Origin of the sequence: Klebsiella sp. RHBSTW-00484, from assembly GCF_013705725.1 — a bacterium.
Classification (GTDB): Bacteria; Pseudomonadota; Gammaproteobacteria; order Enterobacterales; family Enterobacteriaceae; genus Klebsiella.
The window spans coordinates 3,389,461-3,405,976 of record NZ_CP055481.1 but is presented as its reverse complement, the minus strand read 5'-3'; the positions used below and the strand labels follow the sequence as shown (position 1 = coordinate 3,405,976).

The 16,516-nt window shown below is 56.1% G+C and carries 16 protein-coding genes; 13 read left to right on the top strand and 3 right to left on the bottom strand.

Annotated features, from left to right (window positions below; all coding sequences use genetic code 11):
* Window positions 1–365: 365 nt before the first annotated feature.
* Entirely contained in the window at window positions 366–650 is a 285-nt protein-coding gene (locus HV213_RS16250; RefSeq protein WP_181482490.1) for a hypothetical protein, read from the bottom strand.
* 138 nt (window positions 651–788) lie between these two features.
* Entirely contained in the window at window positions 789–1,778 is a 990-nt protein-coding gene (pspF, locus tag HV213_RS16245) for a phage shock protein operon transcriptional activator (RefSeq protein ID WP_181482489.1), read from the bottom strand.
* 153 nt (window positions 1,779–1,931) lie between these two features.
* Between pspF and pspA the strand changes: the two genes are divergently transcribed.
* The 7 genes from pspA to HV213_RS16210 all read left to right on the top strand — a co-directional run bounded on the left by pspA (window position 1,932) and on the right by HV213_RS16210 (window position 6,391).
* Window positions 1,932–2,600, top strand: coding sequence for a phage shock protein PspA (gene pspA / locus HV213_RS16240; protein ID WP_181482488.1), 669 nt, complete (start codon window positions 1,932–1,934; stop codon window positions 2,598–2,600).
* Window positions 2,601–2,651: 51 nt separating this feature from the next.
* The gene (gene pspB, locus HV213_RS16235) at window positions 2,652–2,876 is read left to right on the top strand and encodes an envelope stress response membrane protein PspB (protein WP_110273477.1); all 225 of its coding nucleotides are present in this window, start codon (window positions 2,652–2,654) and stop codon (window positions 2,874–2,876) included.
* Window positions 2,876–3,235 carry an envelope stress response membrane protein PspC gene (pspC, locus tag HV213_RS16230; protein ID WP_110273476.1) on the top strand — a complete coding sequence of 120 codons (360 nt, stop codon included), beginning with the start codon at window positions 2,876–2,878 and terminating at the stop codon, window positions 3,233–3,235. Before pspB ends, pspC begins: the two co-directional genes overlap by 1 nt.
* A gap of 18 nt (window positions 3,236–3,253) precedes the next feature.
* Window positions 3,254–3,484, top strand: a complete 231-nt coding sequence (pspD, locus tag HV213_RS16225; protein WP_181486435.1) for a phage shock protein PspD — start codon at window positions 3,254–3,256, stop codon at window positions 3,482–3,484.
* A 33-nt stretch (window positions 3,485–3,517) separates the two neighbouring features.
* Complete coding sequence (gene pspE / locus HV213_RS16220; protein ID WP_181482487.1) at window positions 3,518–3,835, top strand: thiosulfate sulfurtransferase PspE; 318 nt, start codon at window positions 3,518–3,520, stop codon at window positions 3,833–3,835.
* A gap of 100 nt (window positions 3,836–3,935) precedes the next feature.
* Complete coding sequence (locus HV213_RS16215) at window positions 3,936–5,333, top strand: YcjX family GTP-binding protein (RefSeq protein ID WP_181482486.1); 1,398 nt, start codon at window positions 3,936–3,938, stop codon at window positions 5,331–5,333.
* Window positions 5,330–6,391, top strand: coding sequence for a YcjF family protein (locus tag HV213_RS16210; protein WP_181482485.1), 1,062 nt, complete (start codon window positions 5,330–5,332; stop codon window positions 6,389–6,391). Before HV213_RS16215 ends, HV213_RS16210 begins: the two co-directional genes overlap by 4 nt.
* A gap of 192 nt (window positions 6,392–6,583) precedes the next feature.
* Here the strand turns inward: HV213_RS16210 and HV213_RS16205 are convergent, their stop codons facing one another.
* Window positions 6,584–7,504 carry a LysR substrate-binding domain-containing protein gene (locus HV213_RS16205; RefSeq protein WP_249415952.1) on the bottom strand — a complete coding sequence of 307 codons (921 nt, stop codon included), beginning with the start codon at window positions 7,502–7,504 and terminating at the stop codon, window positions 6,584–6,586.
* A 159-nt stretch (window positions 7,505–7,663) separates the two neighbouring features.
* On the opposite strand from HV213_RS16205, the gene HV213_RS16200 reads away from it, so the two are divergent.
* The 6 genes from HV213_RS16200 (at window position 7,664) to HV213_RS16175 (ending at window position 16,515) form a co-directional block, all read left to right on the top strand.
* Window positions 7,664–8,980, top strand: coding sequence for a 6-phospho-beta-glucosidase (locus HV213_RS16200; protein WP_181482483.1), 1,317 nt, complete (start codon window positions 7,664–7,666; stop codon window positions 8,978–8,980).
* Between the two features lie 103 nt (window positions 8,981–9,083).
* Window positions 9,084–10,166 carry a lysophospholipid acyltransferase family protein gene (locus HV213_RS16195; RefSeq protein ID WP_181482482.1) on the top strand — a complete coding sequence of 361 codons (1,083 nt, stop codon included), beginning with the start codon at window positions 9,084–9,086 and terminating at the stop codon, window positions 10,164–10,166.
* Window positions 10,163–11,062, top strand: a complete 900-nt coding sequence (locus HV213_RS16190; RefSeq protein ID WP_181482481.1) for a phosphatase PAP2 family protein — start codon at window positions 10,163–10,165, stop codon at window positions 11,060–11,062. Before HV213_RS16195 ends, HV213_RS16190 begins: the two co-directional genes overlap by 4 nt.
* The gene (locus tag HV213_RS16185) at window positions 11,062–13,569 is read left to right on the top strand and encodes a PEP/pyruvate-binding domain-containing protein (protein WP_228288543.1); all 2,508 of its coding nucleotides are present in this window, start codon (window positions 11,062–11,064) and stop codon (window positions 13,567–13,569) included. Before HV213_RS16190 ends, HV213_RS16185 begins: the two co-directional genes overlap by 1 nt.
* Window positions 13,570–13,801: 232 nt before the next feature.
* Window positions 13,802–15,343: a transcriptional regulator TyrR gene (tyrR, locus tag HV213_RS16180; protein ID WP_181482480.1), complete on the top strand. Its 1,542-nt coding sequence runs from the start codon at window positions 13,802–13,804 to the stop codon at window positions 15,341–15,343.
* A 116-nt stretch (window positions 15,344–15,459) separates the two neighbouring features.
* A complete protein-coding gene (locus tag HV213_RS16175) occupies window positions 15,460–16,515 on the top strand; it encodes an AbrB family transcriptional regulator (protein WP_181482479.1) in 1,056 nt (351 codons plus the stop codon).
* Window position 16,516: the final 1 nt, after the last annotated feature.

Genomic DNA, 16,516 nt, shown 5'->3' with positions numbered 1-16,516 from the left:
AAGCCTGTCATCAGGCAAACGGGAACGATCGTGATGCTTTACAAAGGGTTCAGAAGGTTTAGAGCCTATCCCAGTAGGCGTAATCGTTGCAGGCAGTTTGGACACGGACAGCGCGCAAGAACCGGAGCGTACACGTAGTACGTGAGGGTTCTGAGCACTGCCCAGGGCCAAACTGGCAAATAAGATAGCCCTAATGGGATAGGTTCTTAATCGAGGACTGCACGTCCAGGCACTTTGAGAGGACGATTATTCACAATTGCCGTGGTACTTACTCGCACCAGACCCCTCTATATTTGCGACATGGTATCTTTTTATTGGGGGTTTCTCCAGTTAGCCGTGTTTCCACAGCGGCTGGACAGGGAGGGCTACAGCGGAAGGAGTTGGTTATATCGCGCGATATAATCTTTGGGGGTAATTTCAAACTTATCACCGTCGTGATGGGTGGCAACATAGGTTCGCAATACCAGACCACTTTTTTTCTGCGTAATTTCCCAGCCTTGCTGGCGATAGGAATCCTCGGTTGACCGGATGCACAGGTCTGAAAAGATCATCATCACCGACAGCGCAGGGGCCTTATGGCCTTTCATAGTATGGATCAAGCTGACGTGCGCGGCATAGCGGCTAAGCGTCAAGGAATTAACCGGAATCATCTGTATTTTCAGTCCGTTGAATGGTCATGGTGCAGATGATAATTCACATTGAAGTATCTTGCTAGTTACAAATAATTAACTGATTGTTTGGTGACGCTGTCACTTTTAGAGGGCAGAATTTCTGCTCCTGTGTATAGTTCAGAGCTGGTGTTTCTTAAGCAATGCCCGTAGCTGGTGATAGGTGAGACCAAGCAATTCCGCTGCCTGTTTCTGATTGTACTTTGCCTGCTCCAGGCTCATCTCCAGCAGTTTTTTTTCTTGCTCATGCTGGAAAGAACGCAAATCGAGCGGCAGCGCTGGCCCGGCGCTATCTTTTTCTGCGACGACCGGTGAGGTTTGCCGTTGGTGAAAGGGGTTAATGATGATGTTATCCAGCTCGCTGTCGCTGCTGCCGTGGCGGTAGACCGAGCGCTCAACCACGTTTTTCAATTCGCGAATATTTCCGGGCCAGCGGTAGTTTTGCAGCGTTTCCGTCGCCCGCTCGCTAAAGCCGGGAAACAGCGGCAGCCCGAGTTCGCGGCACATCTGGATAGCAAACTGCCTGGCGAGCAGCATGATATCGCTGTGCCGCTCGCGCAGCGGCGGAAGTTGCACCACATCGAAGGCCAGCCTGTCGAGAAGGTCGGCGCGAAATAGTCCTTCTTCTACCATCAGCGGCAGGTCGGCATTGGTTGCGCACACCAGGCGAACGTTAACCTGCAGCGGCTGGCTGCCGCCAACGCGCTCCAGCTCGCCATATTCAATCACCCGCAGCAGTTTTTCCTGCACCAGCATCGGCGCGGTTGCCAGTTCATCAAGAAACAGGGTGCCGCCATCAGCACGTTCAAAACGCCCCGGATGGCGCTTGCTGGCGCCGGTAAACGCCCCGGCCTCGTGGCCGAACAGCTCGGAGTCGAGCAGGTTTTCATTGAGCGCGGCGCAATTCAGCGAGATAAACGGCCCCTGCCAGCGGGAAGAGAGAAAGTGCAGGCGGCTGGCGATAAGCTCTTTGCCGGTACCGCGCTCGCCAATCACCAGCACTGGTTTATCCAGCGGTGCCAGCCGTGAGACCTGCTCCAGCACCTCAAGAAAGCTGTTGGCTTCGCCGAGCAGGTTGTCCTTGTATTCCGCCATGATGAATTTCGCCATTTAGTAGTGTGATTCACCAAGTCACTTTAGCAATCCACTGCGCAGATAACAACCTCATCTTTTAAAATCAATAAGATAAAAAGTTGGCACGGCATTTGTATTAGTCATTGCACAGGCCGATGCCTGACACCAAGAACTATGAGGATTGAAATTATGGGTATTTTTTCTCGTTTTGCCGACATCGTGAACGCCAACATCAACTCCCTGCTGGAGAAAGCAGAAGACCCGCAGAAGCTGGTTCGACTGATGATTCAGGAGATGGAGGACACGCTGGTTGAAGTCCGTTCGACTTCGGCGCGCGCGCTGGCTGAAAAGAAACAGCTGAGTCGTCGTATTGAGCAGGCCGTCGCCCAGCAGGGTGAATGGCAGGACAAAGCTGAGCTGGCGTTACGTAAAGAGAAAGACGACCTGGCCCGTTCCGCGCTGATCGAAAAACAGAAGCTGACCGATCTTATTGGTAGCCTTGAACATGAAGCGCAGCTGGTTGATGAAACCCTGACGCGGATGAAAAAAGAGATCGGCGAGCTGGAAAACAAACTGAGCGAAACCCGCGCACGTCAGCAGGCGTTGATGCTGCGTCATCAGGCTGCCAACTCTTCCCGCGACGTTCGTCGTCAGCTGGATAGCGGCAAGATTGATGAGGCGATGGCGCGTTTTGAATCGTTTGAACGCCGTATCGATCATATGGAAGCCGAAGCGGAAAGCCATCGTTTTGGCAAAGACAAATCGCTGGATCAGCAGTTCGCCGACCTGAAAGCGGATGATGAAATCAGCGAGCAACTGGCGGCGCTGAAAGCCAAAATGAATCAAAATAACCAGTAATCGTTTTTGGGCGGCACCGAGATGTGCCGCTGCCACCTGCAAGGAGTCGACATGAGCATGCTTTTTCTCGCCATCCCTTTGACGTTGTTTGTGTTGTTTGTTTTGCCGGTCTGGCTCTGGCTGCACTACAACAATCGCACCGCCAGCGGCAGCTTATCGCAGAACGAACAGCAACGTCTGTTGCAACTGACCGATGACGCTAAGCGGATGCGCGAGCGTATTCAGGCGCTGGAAGCCATTCTTGATGCTGAGCATCCGAACTGGAGAGACCAATAATGGGCGGACTGGATTTGAGTAAAAAACTGTGGCGCATTCCGCAGCACGGCATGGTGAAAGGGGTTTGCGCCGGTATCGCGGAGTATCTGGACGTGCCGGTGAAGCTGGTGCGCCTGATTACCGTGCTGGCAATGATTTTTGGCCTGTTCCTGTTTGTGGTCGTGGCCTACATTATTCTCTCATTCGTGTTGGATCCGATGCCGGAAAGCGAACTGAATGGTGAAAAAATGCCGAGCAGTGGAGAACTGTTGGCTGCCGCAGATAAGGAACTGGCGGCGGGGGAGCGTCGTTTACGTGAAATGGAACGTTACGTCACCTCCGATACCTTTTCGCTGCGCAGTCGTTTTCGCCAGCTGTAATTGAACGTGAGGTTAATGATGAACATGAAATGGCAGCAGGCAGGGCAAAAAGTGAAACCAGGTCTGAAATTCGCGGGCAAGCTGGTTCTGCTGACCGCGCTGCGTTATGGCCCGGCCGGCGTTGCTGGTTGGGCGGTTAAATCCGTCGCCCGTCGGCCGCTAAAAATGCTGCTGCTACTTGTTCTTGAACCCATGCTTAGTCGAGCTGCACAACGGTTTTCTAAACGTCGCGGATGGCGTATGTTATGAGTGCCTAAAAACTCAACATATCAGGATGATAAAATGCTACGAAAACTACTTCTGGGTTTAGCTCTTGCCGTCGCCTTACCGGTGTCTGCGGCGGAGCATTGGATCGATGTTCGCGTTCCGCAGCAGTATCAAAAAGAACACGTCGAAGGGGCGATTAACATCCCGCTGGCTGATATAAAAACGCGGATTGCGAGTGAAGTTCCGGATAAAAACGATACCATTAAAGTCTATTGCAACGTCGGGCGACAGTCGGGTCAGGCCCAGCAGATGCTGACTGAGATGGGCTACACTCAGGTAGTTAATGCGGGTGGCCTTAATCAGATAGATATGCCAAAAAGCGCCAGTAAGTAATCTTCAGCCCCGCGGTCGTGGGGCTAATGCAAGCCATTGATAATTATCCGTATAGCCCCCATATTATTCTCTCTCGTTCTTCAGGCACAACAGGATGGCGATGAAGCGACTCAAAACTGAATTCAATGCGCTGGTTAATCGTGGGGTTGATCGGCATCTCCGTCTGGCCGTTACCGGCCTTAGCCGCAGCGGAAAGACCGCTTTTATCACCGCGCTGGTCAACCAACTGCTGAATATTCACACCGGGGCGCGTCTACCGCTACTTAGCGCGGTCAGAGAAGAGCGTCTGCTGGGCGTCAAGCGCGTACCGCAGCGGGACTTTGGCATTCCGCGTTTCACCTATGACGAAGGGCTGGCCCAGCTGTATGGTCAGCCGCCGGTCTGGCCTACGCCCACTCGCGGCGTCAGCGAAATCCGCCTGGCGCTGCGCTATCGTTCCAACGATTCGTTGTTACGCCACTTTAAAGAGACCTCAACGCTGTATCTGGAAATCGTCGATTATCCCGGCGAGTGGCTGCTGGACCTGCCAATGCTGGCCCAGGACTATCTCACCTGGTCACGACAGATGACCGGGCTATTGCAAGGGCAGAGGGCAGAATGGTCGACGCGTTGGCGGCAGCTTTGTGAAGGGCTGGACCCGCTGGCTCCGGCCGATGAAACCCGCCTGGCGGAGATTGCCAGCGCGTGGACCGATTATCTGCACACCTGTAAACGCGAAGGGATGCACTTTATTCAGCCCGGGCGCTTTGTGCTGCCCGGCGAAATGGCCGGCGCGCCTGCGCTGCAATTTTTCCCCTGGCCGGATGTTGATGCGACTGGGGAGGCCAGGCTGGCTCAGGCGGACAAACACACCAATGCCGGGATGTTGCGCGAGCGCTTTAAATACTACTGCGAGAAAGTCGTCAAAGGTTTCTATAAAGACCATTTTCTGCGCTTCGATCGGCAAATTGTGCTGGTGGACTGCCTGCAACCGCTCAATAGCGGGCCACAGGCGTTCAACGATATGCGCCTGGCGCTGACGCAGCTGATGCAAAGTTTTCACTATGGCCAGCGCACGCTGTTCCGCCGCTTGTTCTCGCCAGTTATCGATAAGCTGCTGTTTGCGGCCACCAAAGCCGATCACGTGACCGTCGATCAGCACAGTAATATGGTGTCGCTGCTGCAACAGCTGATTCAGGACGCCTGGCAAAACGCGGCGTTCGAGGGGATCAGTATGGATTGCCTGGGGTTGGCGTCTATTCAGGCGACCCAGAGCGGGCTTATCGAGGTGAACGGCGAAAAGATCCCCGCGCTGCGGGGTAACCGGTTGAGCGACGGCCAGCCGCTGACCGTCTATCCCGGCGAGGTGCCCGCACGTCTGCCGGGCCAGGCATTCTGGGAGAAACAGGGCTTTCAGTTTGAAAACTTCCGTCCGCAGGTGATGGATGTTGATAAGCCGCTGCCGCATATTCGCCTCGATGCGGCGCTGGAATTTTTAATTGGAGATAAGTTGCGATGACCGAACCGTTAAAGCCGCGTATCGATTTCGACGGCCCGCTGGAGGCGGAAAAGGCGCAAATTCTCAAATCCGCCCGCGCTTTTGATGACGTGGATGCCGGGAAGTTTGCTCCGGCGCGCCTTGATGTCGTGGAAGAAGAAGAGGGGGCGGCGGAGGCAGTTGTTGAATCAGTTCTGCGGCCCAAACGTAGCCTGTGGCGGAAAATGGTCAGCGCCGGGTTGACTATTTTCGGCGTGAGCGTAGTCGCGCAGGGCGTGCAGTGGACAATGACCGCCTGGCAGACGCAGGACTGGATCGCGCTTGGCGGTTGCGCTGCCGGGGCGCTGATTATTGGCGCTGGCGTCGGTTCAGTGGCGACTGAATGGCGGCGTCTGCGGCGTCTGCGTCAACGAGCGCACGAACGCGATGAGGCGCGGGATTTGATGCACAGCCATGCAGTTGGCAAAGGGCGTACGTTTTGTGAAAAACTCGCGCAGCAGGCGGGGCTGGATCAATCGCATCCGGCGCTACAGCGCTGGTATGCGGCGATCCATGAGACGCAGAACGATCGCGAAGTGGTCAGCCTGTATGCGCAGATCGTGCAGCCAGTGCTCGATGCTCAGGCTCGGCGCGAAATCAGCCGCTCGGCGGCGGAGTCGACGTTGATGATTGCCGTCAGCCCGCTGGCGCTGGTGGATATGGCGTTTATCGCCTGGCGTAACTTACGTCTGATCAACCGCATCGCCACGCTGTACGGCATTGAGCTGGGCTACTACAGCCGTCTGCGCCTGTTCCGTCTGGTGCTGCTGAATATCGCTTTTGCCGGAGCCAGCGAGCTGGTGCGGGAAGTGGGGATGGACTGGATGTCGCAGGATCTGGCCGCCAGGCTGTCGGCGCGCGCGGCCCAGGGCATTGGCGCCGGACTGCTGACCGCGCGGCTGGGGATTAAAGCGATGGAACTCTGTCGCCCGCTGCCATGGATCGCCGATGATAAGCCGCGGCTGGGCGATTTTCGCCGCGAGCTGATTGGTCAACTGAAAGATACCTTACAGAAGAGTAAAAACAGTCCGGAGAAATAGCGGTTTTTGCGGGCTTCCCGGCCCGCAGACGGCTGTTTTCCCGGAGGCGATGCTGCGCATCTGTCCGGGCTACCAACCCGCAGATAGCTGTGAATCCGTAGCCCCGGTAAGGCGCTAGCCGCCACCGGGGAGAGAATCAGAGGCAGCATTGCGCGTTGTTTCCCGGAGGCGGTGCTGGCGCACCTGTCCGGGCTACCGTCCAGCAGACTGCTGTTGGTTTGTATCCCGGTCATACAACTGCGTTACCGGGGATTGATCCTGACCACACTCATCTTGTAACCACTCACTAAAGGCGAGAAAACGCGGGCGCGAGCGGTTCTCTTGCGGGCAAATCAGGTCATATCCAAACGGCGAGGGCACCTTTTCCTCGCTCAATGCCACCAGCTTACCGCTGTCGAGCAGAGGTTGAATCAGCGTCTGACGGCCCATCATCACCCCTAAACCGTTCTCCGCCATCTGAATCGCGATGGAGTGGTTATTCACGGCGTAATAACGCCCCTCAAAAGGTAAATTCGCCCCCGTTTGCTGACACCATAATCGCCACTCGCTGAACTGATCCTGGACATCCGTCGATTCAGACGCGTGGATCCAGAGCACTCCCGACGATGCTCCTGCGCTCAGCGGCTGATGTTGACGCTGATATTCCGGCGAGCACACCGGGAGCAGGTTCTCACTCATCAACCGCTCTTGATACAGATCGGGATACTGGGTCGCGCCGTAGTAAATAGCCAGGTCCACACGCTCTTCGTTAAAGTCCATCACTCCGGCCCGCACGCGAAACTGTAAGTTCAACCCCGGCCACTGCGCCTGAAAGCGCGACAGGCGCGGCATCAACCACAAATGCGCCAGCGTCGGTGCGATGCCAACATGCAGCGTCCCGCGCAGATCCTGTTCGCGAATATCTTCGATTTCATCATTAATAGCGCGCAGCGAGTGGCTTAGCGTGGTCAGCAGGCGCTTGCCTTCTTCGGTTAGCGCCAGCTTACGCGTTAGCCGGATAAACAGGCGAAAGCCGATGTGCATCTCCAGTTTGCGAATTCGGTGGCTCACCGCTCCCTGGGTGAGGTTCATTTCGTGTGCTGCAAGGGTAAAGCTAAGGTGGCGCGCGGTCACTTCGAAGGTTTGTAGTAGCGCCAGGATGCTTTGTTGCTCCAGCATGGTCATTCTCCGTTATGCATTAATCATATTCATGCATGAGCCATTTTATTTCGTTTGTTCCGCCAGTTATGACGGTTTTAAATAGTTATACCCTATATCAAATGGAGATATACCATGTCAGGACTCAAAATTGTGGTGATTGGCGGCGGTTCCAGCTATACCCCGGAACTGATCGAAGGTTTACTTAAACGGCACGCTGAGATGCCGGTTAAGGCGCTGTGGCTGGTCGATATTGAAGACGGCAAAGAAAAGGTTGAAATTATCGCCGGGCTGGCGCGGCGAATGATTGCCAAAGCGGGTTTGTCTATTGAAGTGGTGGCGACGCTTGACCGCGAAAGCGCCTTGCAGGGCGCGGATTTTGTCTGCTCGCAGTTCCGTGCCGGGTGCCTGGATGCGCGCATCAGCGACGAGCGCATCTCGTTAAAATATGGCTTGATTGGCCAGGAGACCAACGGGCTGGGCGGTTTTGCCAATGCCTGCCGGACAATCCCGATTGCTCTGGAGATTGCGGCAGATATGGAACGCCTGTGCCCGGACGCCTGGCTACTGAACTTTACCAACCCGTCGGGCATGGTGACGGAAGCGGTGCTGCGTCATAGCAAAATTAAAGCCGTGGGCCTGTGCAACGTGCCGGTGATTATGCAAAAGGGCGTCGCACAGCTGCTTAATTGCGCCAACGAAAATGATTTCATCATGCAGGTTGCGGGCCTGAACCATTTCATCTTCGTGCGGCAGATTCTGCATAAAGGCAAAGAGTGGCTGCCGGAAGCCATTGCGCAGATTAGCGCAGGTAACGATCCGCTGGTGCCGCGCAATATTCCGCCGTTCCGCTGGCCGCAGCATTTGCTGCAAGGGCTGGGGATGATCCCCTGCGCCTACCTGCGTTATTACTATATGAAGGATGACATGCTGCGCCAGGAGCTGACCGAGGCCGATGGTGAAGGGACTCGCGGCGAGGTGGTGAAGTTGCTGGAAAAAGAGCTTTTCACCCAATACAGCGACCCGAATCTGGCGGTAAAACCGAAGGCGCTGGAGGGGCGCGGTGGGCAATATTATTCTGAAGCCGCCTGTGAATTGATGAACGGTATTTATAATGACAAGCGCATTATTATGCACGTTAACACGCGTAACAATGGCGCGATTAACGGCCTGCCGGACGACTGCGCGGTCGAGGTGAGTTCGCTGATTACCGCATCCGGCCCGCAGCCGCTGAACGTGGCGTCATTCCCGGAAGATACGCTGCGCCTGCTGCAACTGATGAAGTCTTTCGAGCGGCTGACCATCGAAGCGGCGATAACGGGTAACCGGCATACCGCCTGGCGCGCGCTGGTGCTGAACCCGCTGATCGTCAGCGGTGAGAAGCTTGAACAGGCGCTGGATGAGGTTATCGAACATAACCGGAAGCTGATGCCCGCATTTCATCCACAGTAATTCTGAGGGGGCGATGATGCCCCCAAACTGCTTATTGTAATCCCCCAGCGAAGCGATTATTGTGCGGAAATGTTAAACAAGGACATGATGACAACCGCACGTTATGGATAAACGTAATCTTCCCTGGCTGCTCTTCACTCCGGGCAGAGCGCTACCGCGCTGGTATCGCTTTATCGCCAGGCTATTGAGCCATTTCTACTACGCTTCGATCGACTTTATTGACGAGCGTGGCCACCGTGTTTTACCGCTGGACGATGATATTCCCACGATTCTGCTTGCCAGCCACCGTAACGGGGCCACCGACGGTTGGGTGGTTAGCCCGCTGTTGCCGCATGGCCAGTTTCTTGCCTCCGTTCAGCTGCTGAGATCGCGTTTTTTGCGCCTGCTATTTACCGGCATTCCGGTTGTGCGCGACAAGGATCGTGCTCGCTACGGTTTTAGCCGGACGCAGGCGGGAAACCCGGTGCTGCACGCCATTGCTCATATCAAGCAGGGCGGCAGCCTGGTGATCTTTCCGGAAGGCACCAGCGAATGGAGCTATGCACCACAGCCTTATCAGCCGGGAACGGTGAAAATCATTCGCCGACTGTTGCAGGAAGGCCAGCGCTTTCGGGTGATCCCGGTAGGGAGTTTCTATCAGGCTCCGGATCGCTTTGGTTCGCGGGTTGAGCTGCTGGTTGGCGAAGCGCTGGTATTTCCCGCTCGGGAGGATAAATCCCAGGAGGCCTGGGAAACGGAAATCACTGAATGTGTGAGTAATGCGTTGAATCAGGTTTCGGTCAACTGCGACAGCGAGGCGACCATGGCGGACGCCGAAGGCTATGCCCACCAGTGGCGGCATAGCGAATCCTGGGCGTTGGCTTTTAAACGAGCGGCAAGCGGAACGCATGCTGAAAAACCATCTGATAAGCGGCATCGGCAAAGAAACATTTGGGCCTGCGCGCTGCAACTGCCGTTTGTGCTGGTACTTTTTCCGGTTCTGCTCTGCGCCTGGTGGGTTGGCAGACAGGCCGACGGGCGCAATACGGTGGCCTTTTTTCGTCTGGCGAGCGGTTTTGCCGTCGCGCTGCTGTGGCTGCCCTGTTTGATTGTGCTGGGTATTCTCTTTCCCTGGCTGTGGCTGCTTTATACAGCGGCTTACCTGGGGTGGCGGCAACGTTCTGTTTGGGGGGAGGAAAACGTTTGAGCCTGATAAAGAATGCCCATTTTGTCGGTTTGGCTCCCCGGAACCGTCCGGGGTATGGGATCTATTTAGCCCTGATCGCCTTGATTTCCGGGTTGGGGATTTTTTCCGCCTGGCAACTGCGTGACCCCCAATTTATTGCGCCGGTAATCGCCAGCGTGATGGTTTGGCTGCTGTTGCTGCAATCAATGCGTTCGTCGTCGTCGCGCTGGCGCAGCTGGATTGGCGTACTGCAGTTTGCCGCCAGCTGGCTGGTTTTCCCTCTGTTTAAGGCGATTCAGCTGGCGATGCCGCGCTCAATGGACGCCTGGCTGCTGGCGGCCGATCGTTGGCTATTCGGTAGCGGATTGACTGAACGGCTGCTCGGCTGGGAGAGGGTCTGGTTAAGTGAGGTAATGAGCCTGTGCTATCTCTCATTCTATTTCATTATTCTGCTGCCGGTGCTGTTTTGCGCTTTCCGTCGCCATGAACTTGCCAGCCGTGGTTTCTTCTATGGTCTGATGCTGATGTATCTCTTTGGATTTATCGGCTATTTACTGGTGCCTGCCGCCGGGCCTTATCTTGCCTTTCCGGACGTTTTTTCCTATCCGCCGCAAGGCGGCGCGCTGACCGCGCTGCTGGTTTCGCTGGTGGCGAGTGGTGGAACGGGTATGGACGTTTTTCCCAGCCTGCACTGCGGGATTAGCCTCTATGTGTTTGGTTATCTGCTTTTACAGCGTCGCTATCTTTGCGCGCTGTTGCTGTCGCCGCTGGTGGTGGGGTTGATCCTGGCGACGCTCTATCTGCGCTATCACTACGGTATCGATCTGATTTTTGGTGCTCTGCTGGCGTTTCTGGTGCTGGTATGGCTGCGCCGCTGCGGCTTCTCCCGCCGTAACAACATGATAAGGAAAGCATAATGCTAACGGAAGACTCGATGATTTTTACCTTTCACGATCCGCACGCCAGCGAACTGGCGCTGAGCGGGGGGAAGGGCGCCAACCTCGCGCGTCTGACCGCAGGGGGCCTGCCGGTGCCGCCCGGTCTGATTGTGTCGGCTTCTGCTTATCAGCTGTTTCTGGCACCGCTAAGAGAGCAAATCCAGACTCTACTGCAACAATATGACGATTTCGGCATATGCAGCCGCGAAATTCAGGCGCTCATTCGTCGACAAGCTTTGCCACAAGCGCTACGCGTGGCGGTAACGCAACGGCTGGACGCGCTTGGGGCGAAGGACTGGAACGTTGCTGTGCGCTCTTCAGCGACGTTTGAAGATCTGCCCGGCGCGGCTTTCGCCGGACAGCACGATACCTTGCTCAATATGCGCGGCGCTGATGCGATCCTCAACGCGGTGCGCGAATGCTACGTTTCGTTATGGCATGAACACGCCATGCGCTATCGCGCGCATCTGCAACTCGTTCACCTCGACGCCGCGATGGCGGTGGTGATCCAGCAGATGGTGGAGATGACGGAAAGCGATGCGGCCGGTGTGGCCTTTTCCATCGATCCGGTACGCGGGGAGCTGGAGCAAGTGTTGATTAACGCTTGCTTTGGATTAGGCGAGAGCGTCGTCGGCGGCGAGCGGGAGGTGGATGAATACCGCGTTGCCATGCCGCAGGGAGAAGTCACGGAACGTAGTATCGGACAAAAAACGACGATTTTGCTGAAAGACAGCCAGGGCGTACACGATGTGGTCCTGCCCGCATCCCGGCAATCGCAGAGTTCGCTTAGCGATGAACAATGTCTGACGGTGGCGAGCGTCGCCCGGCAGGCGCAGGCGTTTTTTGGTTTTCCCCAGGATATTGAATGGGCATTTTCCGGTGCGTCGTTCTATCTGCTGCAATCCCGTCCGGTCACGTTCGTGCCGGAACGCTGGACGCGCGATGAATCCGCTGAACGCTTTCCTAATGCGGTAACGCCGTTGACCTGGGATCTGGTAGAGGAAGGTTTCCATGAATCGCTCAACTTCTCTTTTTCCCTGATGGGCTTGCCTGGTTTTGGGGGTAAATGGTTCGCGGTAAAAGAGTGCTATGTCTATGGCAACCAGAATGCGGTGGAACTGTATGCTGGCAGAATGCCCGGCGGCATCAGTTCGCTGGAGCAACTGCGAGCGGCTCTGCCGACGCTGGCAAAGCGCTATGCCTGGGTGCAGGAGTTGCCGATCCGCTGGATGCGCGATCTGGATACTTATCTGCTGGAAATCGGCGCATTGATGCGCGAGCCGTTGGCGAGCTACACGCTGGCGCAGTGCTGGGATTATCTGCTGCGGGTACGCGATGCGGGTAAACGTTACTTCCTGCCAAATATTGCTATTTCCCTGACCCAGCGCACCTTGTATGCCGTGCTCTACCAGATCCTGCAAATGTCGATGCCTGCGGCAGAAGCCAAATCGATGTTCGATCTGTTGCTGTCGGTCGCCGAGACTAAAACCGGGCAAGTTAACGCTGAGCTGTGGGCGCTATCGCGGCAGGTTCGTAACGAGCCAGAGCTGCTGCGGGAGTTCGCCGATACCCCGTCGCTGGCGCTTGTTTCACGTCTTAGCGCGTATCCTGCGTTTGATACTGACTTCAACCAGTTCCTGCAACGCCACGGCCATCGCGAGCTGGATTTCGACGCTTATTATCCGACCTGGCTTGAAGCGCCGCATATTGTATTGGATCAGCTGAAAATGCTGGTGGAGCTGCCGGACGATGATTTGGCGGCGCAGGCGCTTAACGGCAAGCTGGCTGCCTCAGCGGCGCAGCACGCATGGCTGGCTCAGGTGCCGGAAGATCTGCGCTACTTTGTTGAAGAGGTGACTCGCCTGGCGCGCGTTTATACCTGGCTGGACGACCTTGAGCATTATCAGACCACGCGTCTTACGCTGCCGTTCCGCAGCGGTGTGCGCGAGATGGGGGAGCGGCTGACGGCTGCGGGTATTCTGCAAGAAGCGGATGATCTCTATTTCGCGTCATTCGCCGATCTTGACGCTGCGGTGGCGCAGAACGCTTTCGAAGATCTGGCCGCGCAGGTGCACGCCAATAAGTCTGCCTGGCAGGCGGCGAAACAGCGTAGTCCGTCATGGAATCTTGGCGAAGATGATGCGATCCGCGAATTGCGGCAGGGTGAGGGATTACAGGGGATGGCTGGCAGCCCTGGCGAGGTGGAAGGTGAGGTCTTTCTGGTTCATGGGCCGGAGGAGTTTGCTGCTTTTCCAAAAGGCGCGATTCTGGTGGCTCGCACGACTAATCCTGCGTGGACCTCGCTGTTTTACCGCGCGAGCGGAGTGATCACCGAAAGCGGCGGACCGTTGTCACATGGGGCGGTCACCGCGCGGGAGCTGCAGCTTCCGGCAGTGATGAGCGTGCGCGGGGTCATGACGCTGCTGGAGAATGGAATGCGGGTCAGGGTGAACGGAAGGACGGGAGTGGTCGATATTTTGCGTTAACGGAGCGGTTCGATGATGCTGCCCTCAAACCAGCATAAGGTACCTTGCCGGTTTGAGGGCTGATGACTCGTCTGAACGATTCTGGTCATGTGTCCGCTCTGAACGTATAACTTTACGGCAGAAAGGCCATTTTTCCGCCATGCTGTCAATAATTGTTGACAGCTATCTTCACGCCAGCAAATAACTGTCCTATTATTCATCCGTCATTGGCCTTTTTAGGGTGAAAACTCCTATGCGTCTTGAAGTCTTTTGTGAAGACCGTCTTGGTCTGACCCGTGAATTACTCGATTTATTGGTGCTGCGTGGTATCGATCTGCGCGGTATCGATATCGACCCTATTGGCCGAATTTATCTCAATTTCGCCGAACTGGAGTTTGCCAACTTCAGCAGCCTGATGGCGGAAATTCGCCGTATTGCTGGAGTGACAGATGTGCGTACCGTGCCGTGGATGCCATCAGAACGTGAACATCTCGCACTTAGCGCACTGCTGGTGGCGATGCCGGAACCGGTGCTGTCTCTGGACACCAGGGGGAAAGTTGAACTGGCTAATCCGGCCAGCTGCCAGCTGTTTGCCCAGAGCCAGGATAAGCTACGCAGCCATCCGGTCGCGCAATTGATCACTGATTTTAACGTGCAGCGCTGGCTGGAAAATAGCCCGCAGGAATCGCATGCTGAGCATGTTGTGGTTAACGGACAGAATTTCCTGCTGGAAATCACCCCGGTCTATCTGGAAGGTGAGCACGGCGAGCGAGTGCTCACCGGTGCGGTGGCAATGCTGCGTTCGACGGTCCGTATGGGCCGCCAGCTGCAAACCATGACCATTCAGGATACCAGCGCCTTTAGTCAGATCCTCGCCGTTGGTCCAAAAATGCGCCATGTCGTGGAGCAGGCCCGCAAGCTGGCAATGCTTAGTGCGCCGCTGCTGATTGTTGGCGATACCGGCACCGGTAAAGATCTGCTGGCTCAAGCCTGCCATCTGGCCAGCCCGCGCGCAGGAAAACCCTATCTGGCGCTGAACTGCGGCTCTATTCCGGAAGACGCGGTGGAAAGCGAGCTGTTTGGCGATGCGATTCAGGGTAAAAAAGGCTTCTTCGAGCAGGCTAACGGCGGCTCGGTGCTGCTGGATGAAATCGGTGAGATGTCGCCGAGAATGCAGACCAAACTGTTGCGTTTTCTCAACGATGGTACCTTCCGCCGGGTTGGTGAAGATCATGAGGTTCATGTCGATGTGCGGGTGATCTGCGCCACCCAGAAAAACCTGGTGGAGCTGGTACAGAAAGGACTATTCCGTGAAGATCTCTATTATCGTCTCAACGTTCTGACCCTGTATCTGCCGCCGCTGCGCGACTGCCCGCAGGATATCATGCCGTTGACCGAACTGTTCGTGGCGCGCTTTGCCGATGAGCAGGGGATCCCGCGTCCTAAACTCTCTGCGGATTTGAATAGCGTATTGACGCGCTATAGCTGGCCGGGCAACGTGCGCCAGCTCAAGAACGCGGTTTATCGCGCGCTGACGCAGCTGGACGGTTTTGAACTGCGTCCGCAGGATATCCTGTTACCGGATCACGATGTGGCCTCCTTGCCTGTGGGCGAAGAAGCGATGGAAGGTTCGCTGGATGACATCACTCGCCGCTTTGAACGCTCTGTGCTCACCCAGCTTTATCGCAACTTCCCCAGCACGCGTAAACTGGCCAAACGCCTTGGCGTTTCGCACACCGCGATCGCCAATAAACTGCGCGAATATGGCTTGAGCCAGAAGAAAAACGACGAGTAATCATTGCCACCGGCTGCTTGTGCAGCCGGTTTGCATTTCCAGAAAAGGGAGGGGTTCTTCCCGTAGCATTATCTTGTATATACTCCACTTTTACTCTTTTTCTCTCAGGAATACGCATGTGGATTTCGCGTAGTCACTTCTTTCAGTGGATGAAATTGCTGGCGCTCTCCGGTGCGCTCTCCTTTGTTCTGTTCTGGTTTCATCTCCCCGCCGCGCTGTTGCTGGGGCCGATGATTGCCGGGATTACTCTTAGCCTTCGCGGCGCAGAAATTCGCGTACCCCGCCCGTTTTTTATTGCTGCCCAGGCGATTATTGGCTGCATGATTGCCCGCAGCCTCACGCCCTCGATCTTCGGCGTTCTGTTGGCAAACTGGGCGCTGGTGCTGCTGATTCTTTTTTCTACGCTCGCCATTAGCGCGCTGGCGGGATGGCTGTTGGTGCGTTATAGCGCGTTACCTGGTGCCACCGGCGCGTGGGGAAGCTCGCCGGGCGGCGCGTCGGCGATGGTGGTTATGGCTCAGGATTACGGTGCCGATGTCCGGCTGGTGGCGTTGATGCAGTACCTGCGGGTGCTGTTCGTCGCCGGGGCTGCGGCGCTGGTCGTTCGCGTCGCTCTCGGCGGCGATGCTCAGGAGATGACTCAGCAGGTTATCTGGTTTCCGCCGATAAGCTGGCAGCTTCCGCTCACGCTATTATTGACCGCGGCGGCAGGGTGGCTGGGTCTGCGGTTGCGCTTTCCGTCGGGGGCGATGCTCTTTCCGATGTTGCTCGGCGCGCTGGTGCAGGGAGAAGGCTGGCTGGTACTCGAACTCCCGGAATGGCTGTTGGCGTTGGCCTATGCCGCCATTGGCTGGAGCGTTGGTCTAAAGTTTAATAAACAGATTTTCTTGCTGGCGCTGAAAACCTTACCGCAGATCCTGGCGTCGATTATTGGCTTGATTCTGCTGTGTGCGCTGATGGCTTTTGGATTAACGCAGGTTCTGCCGCTGGATTTTATGACTGCTTATCTGGCAACCAGTCCCGGCGGGCTGGATACGGTGGCGATTATTGCTGCAGGTACGCGGGCGGATATGTCTTTTATTATGGCGATGCAGACGCTGCGTCTGTTCACCATCTTGCTGACCGGTCCGGCGATTGCACGTTTTATCTCCCGCTATGCGGCGCGGGAATAAA